We start from the raw sequence: 14,720 nt of genomic DNA, 5'->3' as shown, positions 1-14,720 counted from the left end.
GGACCCGAACCGTCAGGCCTGCTCGTCCATCCCTGCCAGCACCAGCGGCAGCCGGGGCGTTCCTTCCGCACTCACGCGGACGGGGACGCCCCAGTCCTGCTGGTGGACATGGCAGGCCGGGTACTCGTTCTCCGGGTCGTCGTCGCAGGACGCCGCCATCGCGGACACATGCAGGACGCCCTCGGTGACGCCGTCGGCCAGGACCAGGTCGCGGAACAGATCGGTACCGGGACCGGAGCCCTCCGCCAGCAGCTCGGGCGGGGTCGCCGAGACCAGCAGCCGGGTCGAGGGGCCGTACCGGGTGTCCAGCTTCTGCCCGGCGGGCGCCTGGAAGACCACATCGAGCCGGAGCGTGCCCGGGGCGATCTCGGTGGCCGCGCGCTGCGTGTGGTGCGCCTGGCCGGCGACGCGTACGGCCTCCTCCGGGAGCCGCAGCCGGGTCAGCCGGTGCCGGGCGGACTCGACGACGACGAGATCGCCTTCGACCAGCACGGCATCGCTGGGCTCGCGCAGATCCGTGGCCAGGGTGGTGACCTCACCTCTCGCGGGGTCGTAGCGCCGCAGCGCGTGGTTGTACGTGTCGGACACGGCGACGGACCCGTCAGGCAGCGCGGTCACGCCCAGCGGATGCTGGAGCAGGGCCTGATCTGCGGCACCGTCGCGGTGTCCGAAGTCGAAGAGGCCGGTGCCGACGGCCGTACGGACGGCGAAGCCGGTGCCGTCGCGCTCGACGTACCGCAGGGCGGACGTCTCCGAGTCGGCGACCCACAGCCGCTCCCCGTCAGCCGACGTGGCGAGACCCGAAGGCTGGGCGAACCAGGCCTCGTCGGCCGGCCCGTCGACCAGGCCCTCGTTGGTCGTGCCCGCCGCGACCCGCACGGTCTCCGTCGCGGGGTCGTACGTCCACAGCTGGTGCACGCCCGCCATGGCGATCCACAGCCGGTCCGCGAACCAGGCGACGTCCCAGGGGGATGAGAGGTCGACCTCGCGGGCCGGGCCGGTCGTCGGCGAACCCTGCCACCACTGGCGGCCGGTACCGGCGAGGGTCGTCGTCATCCCGGTGGTGAGGTCGAGGGCGCGGATGGCGTGGTTGACGGTGTCGGCGACCGCGATCCGGCCGTCGGGAAGCACGGCCAGCCCCTGCGGCTCGGAGAACCGGACCTCCTCGGGCCCGCCGTCGGCAAATCCCCTGTCCCCCGTCCCGACGTGACGGCGAACCGTTTCACTGTCACGTTCGATCTCGACCAGGCGGTGGCGGGTGGTGTCGGAGACGAGGAACCCGCCGTCGGGCAGGAGCAGGGCCTTGCCCGGGAAACGCAGATGCGTGGCGACCGGCTCGGGCGCGACGTAGGGGCCGTCGCCGCGGCGCAGCGTGCCCTTCGCGCCGTGCTCGGCCTCCAGCTCCTCGACCAGCTTCGCGATGGCGTGCGCATGGCCCTCGCCCGCGTGCTGGGCGACGACATAGCCCTCGGGGTCGATGACGACGAGCGTGGGCCAGGCCCGTACGGCGTACTGCTTCCACGTCGCCAGTTCCGGGTCGTCGAGGACCGGGTGGTGGACCTCGTACCGCTCGACGGCATCGACGACGGCCTGGTGCTCGGCCTCGTGAACGAATTTCGGCGAGTGCACACCGATGATCACGACGGTGTCGCGGTGCTTCTCCTCCAGCTCACGCAGCTCATCGAGGACATGCAGACAGTTCACACAGCAGAACGTCCAAAAATCCAGGATGACGATGCGCCCTCGCAGGTCAGCGAGGGTGTACTGCTGGTCGCCTGTATTGAGCCAGCCGCCCTTGCCGATCAGCTCGGGGGCCCTGACGCGTGCACGTGTTGCCATGTGAACAGTCAACAACACCGTGGCCCGCACGCATTCCGGAGGGTCTTGGAGGAACCTGTGAGCCATGAGATTCCTGGTGCGTGAACGGCTCTTCGCCGTCGGTGACGACTACTGGATCGAGGACGCCGACGGCCGCAAGGTCTTCCTCGTCGACGGCAAGGCCATGCGGGTGCGTGACACCTTCGAGCTGAAGGACACGCAGGGCCGGGTCCTGGTCGAGATCCGGCAGAAACTGCTCAGCCTGCGCGACACGATGCTCATCGAACGCGACGGCGAACAGCTCGCCAGGATCAAGCTCAAGCGGCTGTCGCTGCTGCGCAACCACTACCGGGTCACGCTGGTGGACGGCACCGAGCTCGATGTCAGCGGCAAGATCCTGGACCGTGAGTTCGCCATCGACTACGACGGGGAACTGCTGGCCCAGATCTCACGGCGTTGGCCGGCCGTCCGGGACATGTACGGGATCGATGTCGTACGGGAGGACGCCGACGCGGCACTGCTCATCGCCGTATCCGTGTGCGTCATCGTGCTCGCGGACAAGGAGCACGATGACTGACCCCGGCGTGTTTCACGTGAAACGTGACTACTTGCCCGTCTGTGGCCCGGCCGGCCCCAGGCGGCGGTCCTTGAGCGCCGGGAACTGCTCGCGCGTGGCGGCGACCTTCGACGGGTCGAACTCCACGGTGAGCACCTCCTCGTCCGCGCCCGCCTCCGCAAGCACCTCGCCCCAGGGGTCGACGACGATGCTGTGTCCGGCCTGCTGGATTCCGGCGTGGGTGCCCGCGGTGCCGACGGCCAGGACGTACGACTGGTTCTCGACGGCGCGGGCCTGGGCCAGCAGCGTCCAGTGGGCGCGACGGCGCTCCGGCCAGCCCGCCGCGACGATCAGCGTCTCGGCGCCCGCATCGACCAGGCCGCGGAACATTTCCGGGAAGCGCAGGTCGTAGCAGGTGGCGAGGCCCAGGGTGGTCTGCGGCAGGGCGACCGTGACCAGCTCCTCGCCGGCGCCCATCATGACCGCCTCGCCCTTGTCGAAGCCGAAGCGGTGGATCTTGCGGTACGCGGCGGCCCGCTCACCTTCGGGTGTGAAGACGAGCGCGGTGTTGTAGAGGGTGCCGTCGGCCGCACGCTCGACGAAGGAGCCTGCGTGCAGCCAGACCCCGGCGTCGGCCGCGGCCTTCGCCATGATGTCGTGGGTGGGCCCCTGGAGCGGCTCGGCCTCGTCCGCGAAGGCGGTGTACGCGAACGCGCCGACCGGCCAGAGTTCGGGAAGAACCACCAGATCCGCACCGCGCTGGGCCGCGATCAGCGAAGCCGCGCGTTGCCTACGGGAATTGACGGATTCGTCCGGGTCTACTGCGATCTGGATGAGGGAGGCGCGCACACTACCACCGTCCTGGCATTCGAGCCGTCAACACGGGCCTACGATCGTCACACGAAAGCACTGCCGGGGTGCCTGCTCGCAGCGTAACTTAGCGATCGAACCTCCCACGCAGCCCGCCGCCCGCGCCCAGCACTCCAGCCCATGCACCGCAGAACCGCACGAGGGGTCCCGTGACCGTCCATCCCAGCCTCCAGACCTACGCCGATGCCTGGACCCACTCCATCGAGTCGATAGCCGAGCTGGTGAAGCCGCTCGCCGAGGGAGAGTGGAACCGCCGTACTCCGTGCCCCGCCTGGTCGGTGCGTGACATCGTCTCGCACGTCATCGGCATGGAGTGCGAGCAGCTCGGCGACCCGCGTCCGATCCACACGCTGCCGCGCGATCTCTACCATGTACAGAACGACTTCGCCCGCTACATGGAGATGCAGGTCGATGTGCGGCGCCACCACACCGCGCCGGAGATGACCTCCGAGCTGGAGTACACGATCATTCGCCGCGCACGTCAGCTGCGCAACGAGACACGTGACCCCGAGACCATGGTCCGGGCGCCGCTCGGCGCCGAGCAGACCCTCGAACTGGCGCTGCGGATGCGGGCCTTCGACGTCTGGGTGCATGAGCAGGATCTGCGGGCGACGCTGGGGCAGCCCGGCAATCTGGACTCCCCCGGCGCTTCTGTCGTCCGGGACACCCTGCTCGCCGCGCTGCCGAAGGTGGTCGCCAAGGACGCGGGTGCACCGGCCAATTCGGCGGTCGTGCTCGATGTGCACGGGCCGATGGAGTTCCTGCGCACGGTCAGGGTCGATGCGGAGGGCCGCGGTTCGGTGGACGGTTCGCCGTCGCTCGGACCCGCAGTGACACTGGCGATGGACTGGGAGACGTACTTCCGCCTCGCCTGCGGACGGGTGCGGGCAGGTGCGGTCGTGGACCGGATCAAGGTCGAGGGCGACCAGGATCTGGCGGAGGCGATCCTGCAGAACTTCGCCGTGACGCCGTAGCGCCACCGTGGTCGGCGGCGCCCGTCGTGCGAGGGCGGGCGCGCCGCCGATCAGGCGCGTTACACGGGTACGTGCACGGCTTCCACGCGGCTGACCACATGGTGGTCCCGCTCGCGGTGCGTGGCCCGGGAGTGCAGCCGCAGAATCTGTACGACGCCGAGCGCCTCCAGTACGAAGACCGAGGCGAACGCGATCCGGTAGTTGTCACCGGTCGCGTCCAGCAGCACGCCGACGGCGAACAGCGTGGTCATCGAGGCGATGAAGCCGCCCATGTTCACGATGCCCGAGGCGGTGCCCTGGCGCTCCGGCGGGTTGGCGGGCCGTGCGAAGTCGAAGCCGATCATCGAGGCGGGACCGCACGCGCCGAGCACCACGCACAGGACGATCAGCAGCCACATCGGCGCACGGTCGCCCGGGTAGAAGATGGTCGACGCCCAGAGCAGGGCCGTCACGGTGACCGTCCCGAGGGCCAGCGGGGCACGGGCCGCGTGGTGGCGGGCGATGATCTGCCCGTAGACCAGCCCGAACGCCATGTTGGAGAGCACCACCAGGGTGAGCAGCTCACCGGCGGTGGACCGGCTCAGCCCCTGCGCCTCCACCAGGAACGGCAGCCCCCACAGCAGCAGGAACACCATGGCCGGGAACTGCGTGGTGAAGTGCACCCACATCCCGAGCCGGGTGCCGGGCTCCCGCCAGGAAGCGGCGAGCTGCTTGCGTACGTAGGCGGCGCCCGCATGCTCGACGGGCGGCGGCTCGTGGCCCTCGGGGTGGTCCTTCAGGAACAGCAGAAGAAGCACGAGGACGAGAACCCCGGCGGCTGAGCTGGCCACGAAGGTGGTGGTCCAGCCGAATCCGTGCAGGGCCCTCGCGATGAAGAGCGTCGAGACGAGGTTGCCCGCCATCCCGAAGAGCGCGGCGACCTGCCCGATCAGCGGACCGCGCCGGGCCGGGAACCAGCGGGCACCGAGCCGCAGCACGCTGATGAAGGTCATCGCGTCGCCGCAGCCGAGCAGCGCCCTGGACGCCAGCGCCATGCCGTACGAGGGGGAGAGCGCGAAGCCGAGCTGCCCCAGGGTGAACAGAACGGCCCCGAGGGTGAGGACCCTCTTGGTGCCGAGCCGGTCGACCATCAGGCCGACGGGTATCTGCATGCCCGCATAGACGAGCAGCTGAAGGATGGAGAACGTGGACAGCGCGGAGGCGTTGACGTGGAACCGGTCGGCGGCGTCCAGTCCGGCAACACCCAGGCTGGTGCGGAAGATGATGGCGACGAAGTAGACGGCGACACCGATGCCCCAGACCCACGCGGCACGCCGGCCGCCGGGTGGATCTCCGGGCAGGGACAGGGTGGGAGCGGCGGCAGAACTCACCGGTCCTCACCCCTGACCAGCACCTTGACCCGGCTGACATGACGCCGCACGACCTGCGCGGCACCGTCCGCGTCACCGGACCTGATCGCTTCCAGCAGCTCACCATGCTCGGTGATGTTGGCGGCGATCCTGCCCGGGTGCGCCTCCATCACGGCGACGCCCATCCGCAACTGCCGGTCGCGCAGCTGGTCGTAGAGGCGCGAGAGAATGTCGTTGCCCGCGTTGCGCACGATCTCGGCGTGGAAGCAGCGGTCCTTCACGGACACGGCGGCCAGATCCCCGGCCTCGGCCAACTGCCGCTGCTCATCGAGAAGTTCCTCGAGCCGTCCGATCAACTGCGCAGAGGCGGGAACGGCCTTGCGGGCCGCGAACTCCTCGACGAGCAGCCGGGTCTCCACCACGTCCGCGATCTCCTGCGCGGAGACGGCGAGAACGAGAGCACCCTTCTTCGGATACAGCTTGATCAGCCCCTCGACCTCCAGCCGCAGCAGCGCTTCACGCACAGGCGTACGGGAGACACCGACAGCCTCCGCGAGATCACCTTCGGTGAGGAGCGTGCCGCCTTCGTAGCGGCGGTCCAGGACCGCCTCCTTGATATGGGCGTAGACGCGCTCGGCGGCGGGGGGCTGCTTGACGGAAGATTTCACGGCCGACTGCGCGGCGGACTTCGCAGGGGGCTTCACGGCTGGGGGTGCGGCAGGCATGTACACAGCATAGATACAACATGCGTACATGATGAAAGCCGTCCGGGATCCGGACAGGTTCGGGATGGGCGCCACCCCAGGACCCGAACCACGCTTAGCTCCGAAATTGCCTCAGGAATCAGCACATCCTTCCCCCGGTCCCATGAGTCTCACCACCGAGCGGCACCCTCATGTGGCCGCATTCCAGGGGCATTTGGAGCGTTCAAGTTGAAAATCGGCATTAAGGGCATAAACCGCGTTTCCGCCACTGCCACCGTGGCCCTCACCGCGGGTGCCGTCATCGCGGGCAGCGTGTTCGCCTCCACGGCGCAGGCCGCCACGCCTCCCACCCCCACGATCACCGCCAAGGGCGGTTACGTGATGAACAACGGCACCGCGAAGACCCTGTTCAGCAAGGCCGCGGACACCCGTCGCTCCACCGGTTCCACCACCAAGATCATGACCGCCAAGGTCGTCCTGGCCCAGAAGAATCTCAACCTGGATTCCAAGGTCACGATCCAGAAGGCGTACAGCGACTACATCGTCTCCAAGGGTGCCTCGTCGGCCCGCCTGATCGTGGGCGACAAGGTCAGCGTCCGCCAGCTGCTGTACGGCCTGATGCTGCCGTCCGGCTGCGACGCCGCCTACGCGCTGGCCGACAAGTTCGGCTCCGGCACCACCCGCGCGGCCCGCGTGAAGTCGTTCATCGGCAAGATGAACGCCCAGGCCAAGTCCCTCGGGCTGAAGAACACCCACTTCGACTCGTTCGACGGCATAGGGAACGGCTCGAACTACTCGACGCCGCGCGACCTGACGAAGATCGCCAGCAGCGCGATGAAGAACTCCACGTTCCGCGCGGTCGTGAAGACCAAGTCGACCAAGCAGAAGGTCACCACGAAGACCGGTGGCTACCGCTACATGTCGTGGTCCAACACCAACACGATGCTCAGCAGCTACAGCGGCGCCATCGGCGTGAAGACCGGGTCCGGCCCGACGGCCAAGTACTGCCTGGTCTTCGCCGCGACCCGTAACGGCAAGACGGTCATCGGCACCGTTCTCTCCTCCACGAGCGCGACCACCCGTTCCGCGGACATGAAGAAGATCATGGACTACTCCTTCAAGAAGTAGTCCGGCCCGGCAACGCACGCAAAGAGGGGGCCCGCGCCATGCGGGCCCCCTCTTTCTGTGCCGGAGGATGCTCAGTCGAGACAGAACTCGTTGCCCTCGATGTCCTGCATGTTGATGCACGACTCGTTGTCCTCGTCGGCATACAGCACCTTCGTGCACACCGCGCCGAGCGCCACCAGCCGATCACGTTCGGCCTCAAGCACGGCCAGCCGCTCCGCACCCACGAGCCCGGTGCCGGCCCGCACGTCGACGTGCACCCGGTTCTTGGCGACCTTGCCTTCGGGAACGCGCTGGAAGTACATGCGCGGGCCCTCACCCGTGGGATCGGAGCACGCGAACCACGCACCCCGCTCCTCGGGCGGCAATGAGTCGTTATAGGCGTCCCAGGAGTCGAACCCCTCCGGCGGCGGAGGTGCGACGTACCCCAGCACCTCGCACCAGAAACGGGCGACACGCTCGGGGTCCGCGCAGTCAAAAGTGATCTGGATCTTCCTCACCGATGCCATTCGGCCACCCTAACAGCGGGCCTCCGCACACCAGTTCCCCATTATTGAGCCCGGGATTCCGAGCGTCCTTCTGGACACTTACGGCACCTCGACGCTCGCCCACCCGGGGCGTCGGCGTCTCCCCGCTCAGCGAAGACCGCGCTTCTTGCGTTCGGCTTCGATCAGCTCCTCCATGAGTTCCTCCGGGGCCACCATGTACTCGGTGTCATCGAGGGCGTCGTAGTCCTGGGTGCTCATCGGTAGGCCGAGCTCGGCGAGTTCGGCGGCCAGTTGTGTGAACGCGATTCGCTCGTCGGGCTCGTCCTGGTAGCTTGCCCGCTCGGCGGCGACCCCCTCGGTCAGGGTGAGACCGACCAGGCCCCAGAAGGTGAACTCGGTGTCCAGCTCCATGAGGTGCCAGGCACGATCCCCAGGTTCGTCGGGGTGCAGCCAGTAGCCAATCCACCCCTTTCCGCCCTTCGCCACGAGTTTGACGTACTTGGCCATCTCCGCGGCTGCGGCGTTGACGGCCTGCATCTCCGGGTCCGCGAGTTCCTTTTCGCTCAGATAGCTGGTGTCCAGGAGCGGGTGGACCTCTCCCGCCTCGAAGAAGTCGAGGTCGAGAAGGTGGGTGAAGTCGGTGCGGCCTTCCCACTGCGCCAACAGCAGCACGCGCAGATCGTCGGGTATCGGACGGCCGTCCAGCCGCTCCCGGGAAAACCCGGCGAGCCGTTCGTCGTGCATGCGCACTCTCCAGAGGTCGAAGCGAGATCCTCGCGTCAACGTAACAACGGTGTCTGACAAGAGGCTGGACCCAGGGCGAGAGGGGCCGCCGTACCGCGCTGATGAGGTTCTGGGGCGATCCCGCAGCCGGCCTTGACCTCAAGTCCGCTTGAGATCCCAGAGTGTTCTGCATGAACACCGAAACCGCAGACATCAAAGCCATCGAACAGGTCGTCGCCACCGTCGAGCGCGCTCAGCGTGCCAAGGACGTCGAGGGCTTCCTCGCACTCTTCCACCCCGACGCCCTCTGGACGACCGGCCACGGCAAGGTCCTGATCGGCTTCGACGCGATCGCCGAGTTCACCCGCACCGTGCTGCCCGCGGCCAACTGGGAGGGTGAGATCACCTACGAGGCAGTGCACACGCAATTCCTGCGGCCCGACGTGGCGGCCGTCAAGGTTCGGCAGGTCTACCACTCACCGGAGGGCGAAACGGAAGGCGCTCCGCTCTACGTCATGACGAAGCAGGATGACGGAAGGTGGCTGCTGCACGCCTGCCAGAACACGGCAGTGTGGGTGGAATAGACAGCTCGAAGTCACGGACGGCGACGGCGCGGGGGACATCGCAGGCGACCTCCTCGCCCTCGCCGTTCCACCGCCGCGTCTACGGTCGCCGGCGCAGGCCCGCCGTGAAGCTGTCCCACGCGGCGGGAGCGAGGACGAGGAGCGGGCCGTCGGAGCGCTTGGAGTCACGGACGGCGACGGTGCGGGGTATGTTGCGCGCGATCTCGACGCACTCGCCGTTCGGCTCGCTGTAACTGGACTTCCTGAAGCGGAACTCGGTCACTCGTTCATCCCCTTGGCAATGCTCTCCATGACCCGCAGCGAGTCGTACGGTGACAGGCTCGTGGCGCAGGTGCGCGCGAACAACTCAGTGTAGGCGGCGCTCTCTTCGGCCCCCTCAACCCAGTTGGTGGACCGCAATCCGTCCATGTGCACCACGTCCAGAGCACCGGACTCTACGAACGACAGGATGTTGAAGGGCCCTCCACCGCACGAGTGCACCCCCGCCCTGAACGGAAGTACCTGCACGTCTACATTGGGCATCTCGGCCAGTGAGCACAGATGCTCAAGCTGTTGCCGCATGACCTGCGGGCCGCCAATCATCTGTCGCAATGCCGCCTCCCAGATCACCGCGTGAACTCGTAGCGGGTTGTCGCCATGCAGGCGCCGCTGGCGGCGTACTCGCACGTCGACCAGACGTTCGACCTCGTCGATCCGGTCGGGCGAGACGGCCGCGACGGAGAGGGCCCTCATGTACTCAGGTGTCTGGAACAAGCCTGGAATCAGAGCAAGTTGCCACGTACGCAGCCTGAGAGCCACGTCCTCCATAGCGATGTACTCGCGCAGGCTCCCTTGCGTCAGCGAGGTGGCCCACCAGCCCTTTGCCCTCCGCCGTTCCCGGTCCAACTTGGCCAGCCGAAGCAGAGCGTCCACCGTGTCCGGACTGTCAACTCCGTACGCCGCGCACAGCGCCACAACGTCGGGATCCCGGAACGGAACCCAGCCATGTTCCATCTTGGCGATCTTGGCCGCCTGAGCACTGAGTGCCTGCGCGGCCTGCGTCTGGTTCAGTCCGGCGGCTTCCCTGAAGCTCAGCAGCTGACTGCCCAACTGACGTGCAAGGACCGTGGACACACGGTTCCCCATGTCTGCGCGCGGCTTCGGCACAGCTCGACACCTCCTGTTGTCGGAGACAGTCTCCAACCGGCAGGCGGCACCTCACAATCACCCTGATGGGGAAAATTATCTCCGAGATGTTGTGTGGCATAGCTGGAATCGCTACGTTCGGCACACAGCCGCTCGCACAGCGGAATCAGTTGGCGGAAGTGCACCGCCCTGCCCCGCGCCGAAACCGGCGCCCCGCAGGTACGACATCGCCACCGCCCGCACCCACGGAGGCACACGCCCATGACCGCAGCCGAACAAATCTCCGTCCCCGAACCCGTCCTCCGCGAGGACCGGCTCGACTTCGCCCCCACCGCCCGCAGCGTCTCCTTCTCCCGGCGCCGTGCCGCGCGTCTCGTACGGGAGTGGGGACATCCGGGGCTGGCCGGCGACGCGGCCCTGCTGGTCAGCGAGTTGGCGACCAACGCGTTACTGCACGGCGCCATCAGGGGGCGGCTCTTCCGCGTCCACCTCACGCTCAGCGCGGCCACGCTGCGCGTCGCGGTCAGTGACCCGCGAGGCGAACGGCTGCCCGGGCTGCGCGAGGCCGGGGACGACGAGTGCTACGGGCGGGGGCTCCTGATCGTCGCGCGGATCGCGGACCGCTGGGGCGTCGAGCCGCGCTCCGTCGGCAAGACCGTGTTCGCCGAACTCGCCCTGCGGCAGGGGCCGGAGATGCCGATGGGCCCGCGCGAAGCCGTTCGCGCGGGCCCATCTCGTACAGGTACCGAAGTGACTGCTACGCCCAGGTGATCAGGCGCTTCGGCTGCTCCAGGATCGCGGCGACGTCCGCCAGGACCTTGGAGCCGAGCTCACCGTCGACCAGGCGGTGGTCGAACGACAGAGCCAGCGTGGTGACCTGACGGGGCTTCACCTTGCCCTTGTGGACCCACGGCTGGAGCTTGATCGCTCCGACCGCGAGGATCGCGGACTCGCCCGGGTTCAGGATCGGCGTCCCCGTGTCCACGCCGAAGACACCGACGTTGGTGATGGTCACCGTGCCGCCCGCCATCGCGGCGGGGGACGTCCGGCCCTCGCGGGCCGTGGAGACCAGCTCGCCCAGGGACGCGGCCAGCTGCGGGAGCGTCTGCTCGTGCGCGTCCTTGATGTTCGGCACGATCAGACCGCGCGGGGTGGCGGCGGCGATGCCCAGGTTGACGTAGTGCTTGCGCACGATCTCCTGGTTCGCCTCGTCCCAGGCGGAGTTGACGTCCGGGTTGCGCCTGATCGCGACGAGGAGCGCTTTGGCGATGATCAGGAGCGGGTTGACCCGGACCCCCGCCATGTCCTTGTCTTCCTTGAGCTCCGCCACCAGCTTCATCGTGCGCGTCACATCGACGGTCACGAACTCCGTGACATGCGGCGCCGTGAAGGCGCTGCCGACCATGGCCTGGGCGATGGCCTTACGTACGCCCTTGACCGGGATACGGGTCTCGCGGGCGCCCACCGTGGTGACCACGGCCGGAGCCGGGGCCTCGGGAGCGGGGGCGGCCTCCACGGCGATCGGCGCCGGGGCCTGTGCCGGTACGGGCGTGGCCGCCGCGTGCACGTCCTCGCGGGTGATGGTCCCGCCCTCGCCGGTCGGGACGACCGTCGCCAGGTCGATGCCCAGGTCCTTGGCCAGCTTGCGCACCGGCGGCTTGGCGAGCGGCCGGCTCTCCCGAACGGCCACGGCGCCGTGGCCGTTCATCTCGCCCTGGATCGCGGCCGCGGCAGCGGGCACCGCCGCCGTGGCGCCCTTGCGAGCACGCCGCTTGGTCGAGCTCTCGGAGACGCCGTACCCCACCAGGACGGGCTGACGGCCCTTGGGAGCCTCGGGCTCCGGTTCCGGCTGCGCGGCGGCCGGCTCAGGAGCCGGCGCCGCGTCACCGCTGCCCGGCGCCACGTCCACCGCGATGATCACCTGGCCGACGTCGACGGTCGTGCCCTCGGGGAAGCGCAGCTCGTGCACCACCCCGTCGAACGGAATCGGCAGCTCCACGGCTGCCTTGGCCGTCTCGACCTCGCACACGACCTGGCCGTCGGTGACGGTGTCGCCGGGCTGTACGTACCACTTGAGGATCTCGGCCTCGGTCAGTCCCTCGCCCACGTCGGGCATCTTGAACTCACGGAAGCGAGCAGCGTTGGAAGTGTCGGTCATCGTTGTCACGCCCCAGTCCTCAGTACGCCAGCGAGCGGTCGACGGCGTCGAGCACACGGTCGAGACCCGGCAGGTACTCGTCCTCCAGCCGCGCCGGCGGGTACGGGACGTGATAGCCGCCGACCCTCAGCACCGGTGCTTCCAGGTGGTAGAAGCAGCGCTCGGTGATCCGGGCGGCGATCTCGGCCCCGGAGCCGTAGAACACCGGCGCCTCGTGGACCACGACGAGCCGGCCGGTCTTCTCGACCGAGGTCTGGATGGTGTCGAAGTCGATCGGGGACATCGAGCGCAGGTCCAGGACCTCGATCGACTTGCCCTCCTCCTGGGCGGCCGCGGCCGCCTCCAGGCAGACCTTCACCATCGGGCCGTACGCGACGAGCGTGAGGTCGGAGCCCGTACGCGCCACTGCGGCCCGGTGCAGCGGGCCAGGGATGGAGTCGGTCTCGACCTCGCCCTTGTCCCAGTAGCGGCGCTTCGGCTCGAAGAAGATGATCGGGTCGTCGCTCTGGACGGCCTGCTGCATCATCCAGTAGGCGTCGCTCGCGTTCGAGGGCGAGACCACCTTCAGGCCCGCGACGTGCGCGAACAGAGCCTCGGGGGACTCGCTGTGGTGCTCGACGGCGCCGATGCCGCCGCCGTACGGAATCCGCACGACGACCGGCAGCTTGATCTTGCCGAGCGCCCGGGCGTGCATCTTCGCGAGCTGCGTGACGATCTGGTCGTACGCGGGGAAGACGAAGCCGTCGAACTGGATCTCCACGATGGGCCGGTAGCCGCGCAGGGCCAGGCCGATCGCCGTACCGACGATGCCGGACTCGGCGAGCGGGGTGTCGATCACCCGGTCCTCGCCGAAGTCCTTCTGGAGCCCGTCGGTGATCCGGAAGACCCCGCCCAGCTTGCCGACGTCCTCACCCATGATGAGGACCTTGGGGTCGGTGTCCAGGGCCTTGCGCAGCGACTCGTTGAGAGCCTTCGCAATGGACATCTTTTCCATGGCCATGGCTAGTTGCCCTCCTCGGCGAACGATGCCTGGTAGGCGGCGAACTGGGCACGCTCCTCGTCGACGAGCGGGTTCCCGTCGGCGTAGGCGTGGTCGAAGATCGCCATCCGGTCCGGATCGGGCATCGCCCGTACCGCTTCACGCACCCGCTTGCCGAGGGCTTCGCTCTCCTCCTCCAGCGCGGTGAAGAACGCCTCGTCGGCGGCCTGCTGCTTCTCCAGGTAGGTACGCAGCCGCAGGATCGGGTCCTTGGCCTCCCAGGAGGCCCGCTCCTCGTCCGCCCGGTACTTCGTCGGGTCGTCGGAGGTGGTGTGCGCGCCCATGCGGTAGGTGAACGCCTCGACGAGCGTGGGCCCCTCCCCCCGGCGGGCCCGCTCCAGCGCCGACCTGGTGACGGCCAGACAGGCGAGTACGTCGTTGCCGTCGACCCGGACGCCGGGGAATCCGAAGCCCTGCGCGCGCTGGTAGAGCGGGACGCGGGTCTGCCTCTCGGTCGGCTCGGAGATCGCCCACTGGTTGTTCTGGCAGAAGAAGACGACCGGGGCGTTGTAGACCGCGGAGAAGGTGAAGGACTCGGCGACGTCTCCCTGGCTGGAGGCACCGTCGCCGAAGTACGCGATCACGGCCGAGTCCGCACCGTCCTTGGCGACGCCCATGGCGTAGCCGGTGGCGTGCAGGGTCTGCGAGCCGATGACGATCGTGTACAGGTGGAAGTTGTTGGTGTTCGGGTCCCAGCCGCCGTGGTTCACGCCGCGGAACATCCCGAGCAGATTGGTCGGGTCGACGCCCCGGCACCAGGCGACACCGTGCTCGCGGTAGGTCGGGAAGACGTAGTCGTCGTCGCGCAGGGCCCGGCCGGAGCCGATCTGGGCGGCCTCCTGGCCGAGCAGCGAGGCCCACAGGCCCAGCTCGCCCTGGCGCTGCAGAGCGGTGGCCTCGGCGTCGAAGCGGCGGGTCAGGACCATGTCCCGGTACAGACCGCGCAGCTCTTCGGCGGTCAGGTCGATCTGATAGTCCGGATGCTCCACCCGCTCGCCCTCGGGCGTCAGCAGCTGTACGAGCTCGGGCTCGGAACTCTGTGGCGTCTTCGCGGGCGTCTTAGCGGGCGTTTTCACGGCGCTGGTCCGCTTGCTGCTGCGTCGCGGTTTGCGCGCGGCAGTGCTCTCCACGGTCACGTGCGTGCTCCTCCGTCGGTCCGGCCCCCGGGGTCTGCCGGGAAGCCAGTGCGGCTCGCCTGTGTCCGTAC

The 14,720-nt window shown here is 68.5% G+C and carries 16 protein-coding genes; 5 read left to right on the top strand and 11 right to left on the bottom strand.

Annotated features, from left to right (window positions below):
* Positions 1–12: 12 nt before the first annotated feature.
* Entirely contained in the window at positions 13–1,839 is a 1,827-nt protein-coding gene (locus tag ACFVYE_RS12500) for an NHL domain-containing thioredoxin family protein (protein ID WP_383976291.1), read from the bottom strand.
* A 64-nt stretch (positions 1,840–1,903) separates the two neighbouring features.
* On the opposite strand from ACFVYE_RS12500, the gene ACFVYE_RS12495 reads away from it, so the two are divergent.
* Positions 1,904–2,395: an LURP-one-related/scramblase family protein gene (locus tag ACFVYE_RS12495; protein ID WP_389605361.1), complete on the top strand. Its 492-nt coding sequence runs from the start codon at positions 1,904–1,906 to the stop codon at positions 2,393–2,395.
* A 27-nt stretch (positions 2,396–2,422) separates the two neighbouring features.
* Here ACFVYE_RS12495 and ACFVYE_RS12490 read toward each other — a convergent pair whose 3' ends face one another.
* The gene (locus ACFVYE_RS12490; protein ID WP_383976287.1) at positions 2,423–3,223 is read right to left on the bottom strand and encodes a carbon-nitrogen family hydrolase; all 801 of its coding nucleotides are present in this window, start codon (positions 3,221–3,223) and stop codon (positions 2,423–2,425) included.
* 170 nt (positions 3,224–3,393) lie between these two features.
* On the opposite strand from ACFVYE_RS12490, the gene ACFVYE_RS12485 reads away from it, so the two are divergent.
* Entirely contained in the window at positions 3,394–4,218 is an 825-nt protein-coding gene (locus tag ACFVYE_RS12485) for a maleylpyruvate isomerase family mycothiol-dependent enzyme (RefSeq protein WP_382947193.1), read from the top strand.
* 59 nt (positions 4,219–4,277) lie between these two features.
* On the opposite strand, the gene ACFVYE_RS12480 is transcribed toward ACFVYE_RS12485, so the two are convergent.
* Both ACFVYE_RS12480 and ACFVYE_RS12475 read right to left on the bottom strand, forming a co-directional pair.
* On the bottom strand, positions 4,278–5,588 hold the full coding sequence (locus tag ACFVYE_RS12480) for a nitrate/nitrite transporter (protein ID WP_383976285.1): 1,311 nt from the start codon (positions 5,586–5,588) through the stop codon (positions 4,278–4,280).
* On the bottom strand, positions 5,585–6,292 hold the full coding sequence (locus ACFVYE_RS12475) for a GntR family transcriptional regulator (protein ID WP_383976283.1): 708 nt from the start codon (positions 6,290–6,292) through the stop codon (positions 5,585–5,587). The genes ACFVYE_RS12480 and ACFVYE_RS12475 overlap by 4 nt, the downstream gene beginning before the upstream one ends.
* A gap of 207 nt (positions 6,293–6,499) precedes the next feature.
* Between ACFVYE_RS12475 and ACFVYE_RS12470 the strand changes: the two genes are divergently transcribed.
* Entirely contained in the window at positions 6,500–7,399 is a 900-nt protein-coding gene (locus ACFVYE_RS12470) for a D-alanyl-D-alanine carboxypeptidase family protein (RefSeq protein WP_383976281.1), read from the top strand.
* 71 nt (positions 7,400–7,470) lie between these two features.
* On the opposite strand, the gene ACFVYE_RS12465 is transcribed toward ACFVYE_RS12470, so the two are convergent.
* Together ACFVYE_RS12465 and ACFVYE_RS12460 are read right to left on the bottom strand one after the other, a co-directional pair.
* Positions 7,471–7,905 carry a VOC family protein gene (locus ACFVYE_RS12465; protein WP_383976279.1) on the bottom strand — a complete coding sequence of 145 codons (435 nt, stop codon included), beginning with the start codon at positions 7,903–7,905 and terminating at the stop codon, positions 7,471–7,473.
* Positions 7,906–8,031: 126 nt separating this feature from the next.
* Positions 8,032–8,628 carry a hypothetical protein gene (locus tag ACFVYE_RS12460; RefSeq protein ID WP_389605358.1) on the bottom strand — a complete coding sequence of 199 codons (597 nt, stop codon included), beginning with the start codon at positions 8,626–8,628 and terminating at the stop codon, positions 8,032–8,034.
* A gap of 170 nt (positions 8,629–8,798) precedes the next feature.
* On the opposite strand from ACFVYE_RS12460, the gene ACFVYE_RS12455 reads away from it, so the two are divergent.
* On the top strand, positions 8,799–9,191 hold the full coding sequence (locus ACFVYE_RS12455; protein WP_266731429.1) for an SgcJ/EcaC family oxidoreductase: 393 nt from the start codon (positions 8,799–8,801) through the stop codon (positions 9,189–9,191).
* Between the two features lie 79 nt (positions 9,192–9,270).
* On the opposite strand, the gene ACFVYE_RS12450 is transcribed toward ACFVYE_RS12455, so the two are convergent.
* On the bottom strand, positions 9,271–9,453 hold the full coding sequence (locus tag ACFVYE_RS12450) for a DUF397 domain-containing protein (protein WP_383976275.1): 183 nt from the start codon (positions 9,451–9,453) through the stop codon (positions 9,271–9,273).
* Positions 9,450–10,337 carry a DUF5753 domain-containing protein gene (locus ACFVYE_RS12445; RefSeq protein ID WP_389605356.1) on the bottom strand — a complete coding sequence of 296 codons (888 nt, stop codon included), beginning with the start codon at positions 10,335–10,337 and terminating at the stop codon, positions 9,450–9,452. Before ACFVYE_RS12445 ends, ACFVYE_RS12450 begins: the two co-directional genes overlap by 4 nt.
* A gap of 240 nt (positions 10,338–10,577) precedes the next feature.
* On the opposite strand from ACFVYE_RS12445, the gene ACFVYE_RS12440 reads away from it, so the two are divergent.
* Positions 10,578–11,087: an ATP-binding protein gene (locus tag ACFVYE_RS12440; RefSeq protein ID WP_389605354.1), complete on the top strand. Its 510-nt coding sequence runs from the start codon at positions 10,578–10,580 to the stop codon at positions 11,085–11,087.
* On the opposite strand, the gene ACFVYE_RS12435 is transcribed toward ACFVYE_RS12440, so the two are convergent.
* Genes ACFVYE_RS12435 through pdhA form a run of 3 tightly spaced genes read right to left on the bottom strand, consistent with a single transcriptional unit; the run spans position 11,074 to position 14,649 of the window.
* Positions 11,074–12,483 carry a dihydrolipoamide acetyltransferase family protein gene (locus ACFVYE_RS12435; protein ID WP_389605352.1) on the bottom strand — a complete coding sequence of 470 codons (1,410 nt, stop codon included), beginning with the start codon at positions 12,481–12,483 and terminating at the stop codon, positions 11,074–11,076. The two genes, ACFVYE_RS12440 and ACFVYE_RS12435, sit on opposite strands and share 14 nt — an antisense overlap.
* 10 nt (positions 12,484–12,493) lie before the next feature.
* Positions 12,494–13,474: an alpha-ketoacid dehydrogenase subunit beta gene (locus ACFVYE_RS12430; protein ID WP_383967158.1), complete on the bottom strand. Its 981-nt coding sequence runs from the start codon at positions 13,472–13,474 to the stop codon at positions 12,494–12,496.
* Between the two features lie 2 nt (positions 13,475–13,476).
* Positions 13,477–14,649, bottom strand: a complete 1,173-nt coding sequence (gene pdhA, locus ACFVYE_RS12425; RefSeq protein ID WP_383967155.1) for a pyruvate dehydrogenase (acetyl-transferring) E1 component subunit alpha — start codon at positions 14,647–14,649, stop codon at positions 13,477–13,479.
* Positions 14,650–14,720 lie beyond the last annotated feature (71 nt).

It is taken from the genome of Streptomyces sp. NPDC058239, from assembly GCF_042882185.1.
In the GTDB taxonomy this organism is placed as follows: domain Bacteria; phylum Actinomycetota; class Actinomycetes; order Streptomycetales; family Streptomycetaceae; genus Streptomyces.
The sequence above is the reverse complement of the archived record's forward strand: the minus strand, read 5'-3'. Positions and strand labels throughout refer to the sequence as shown.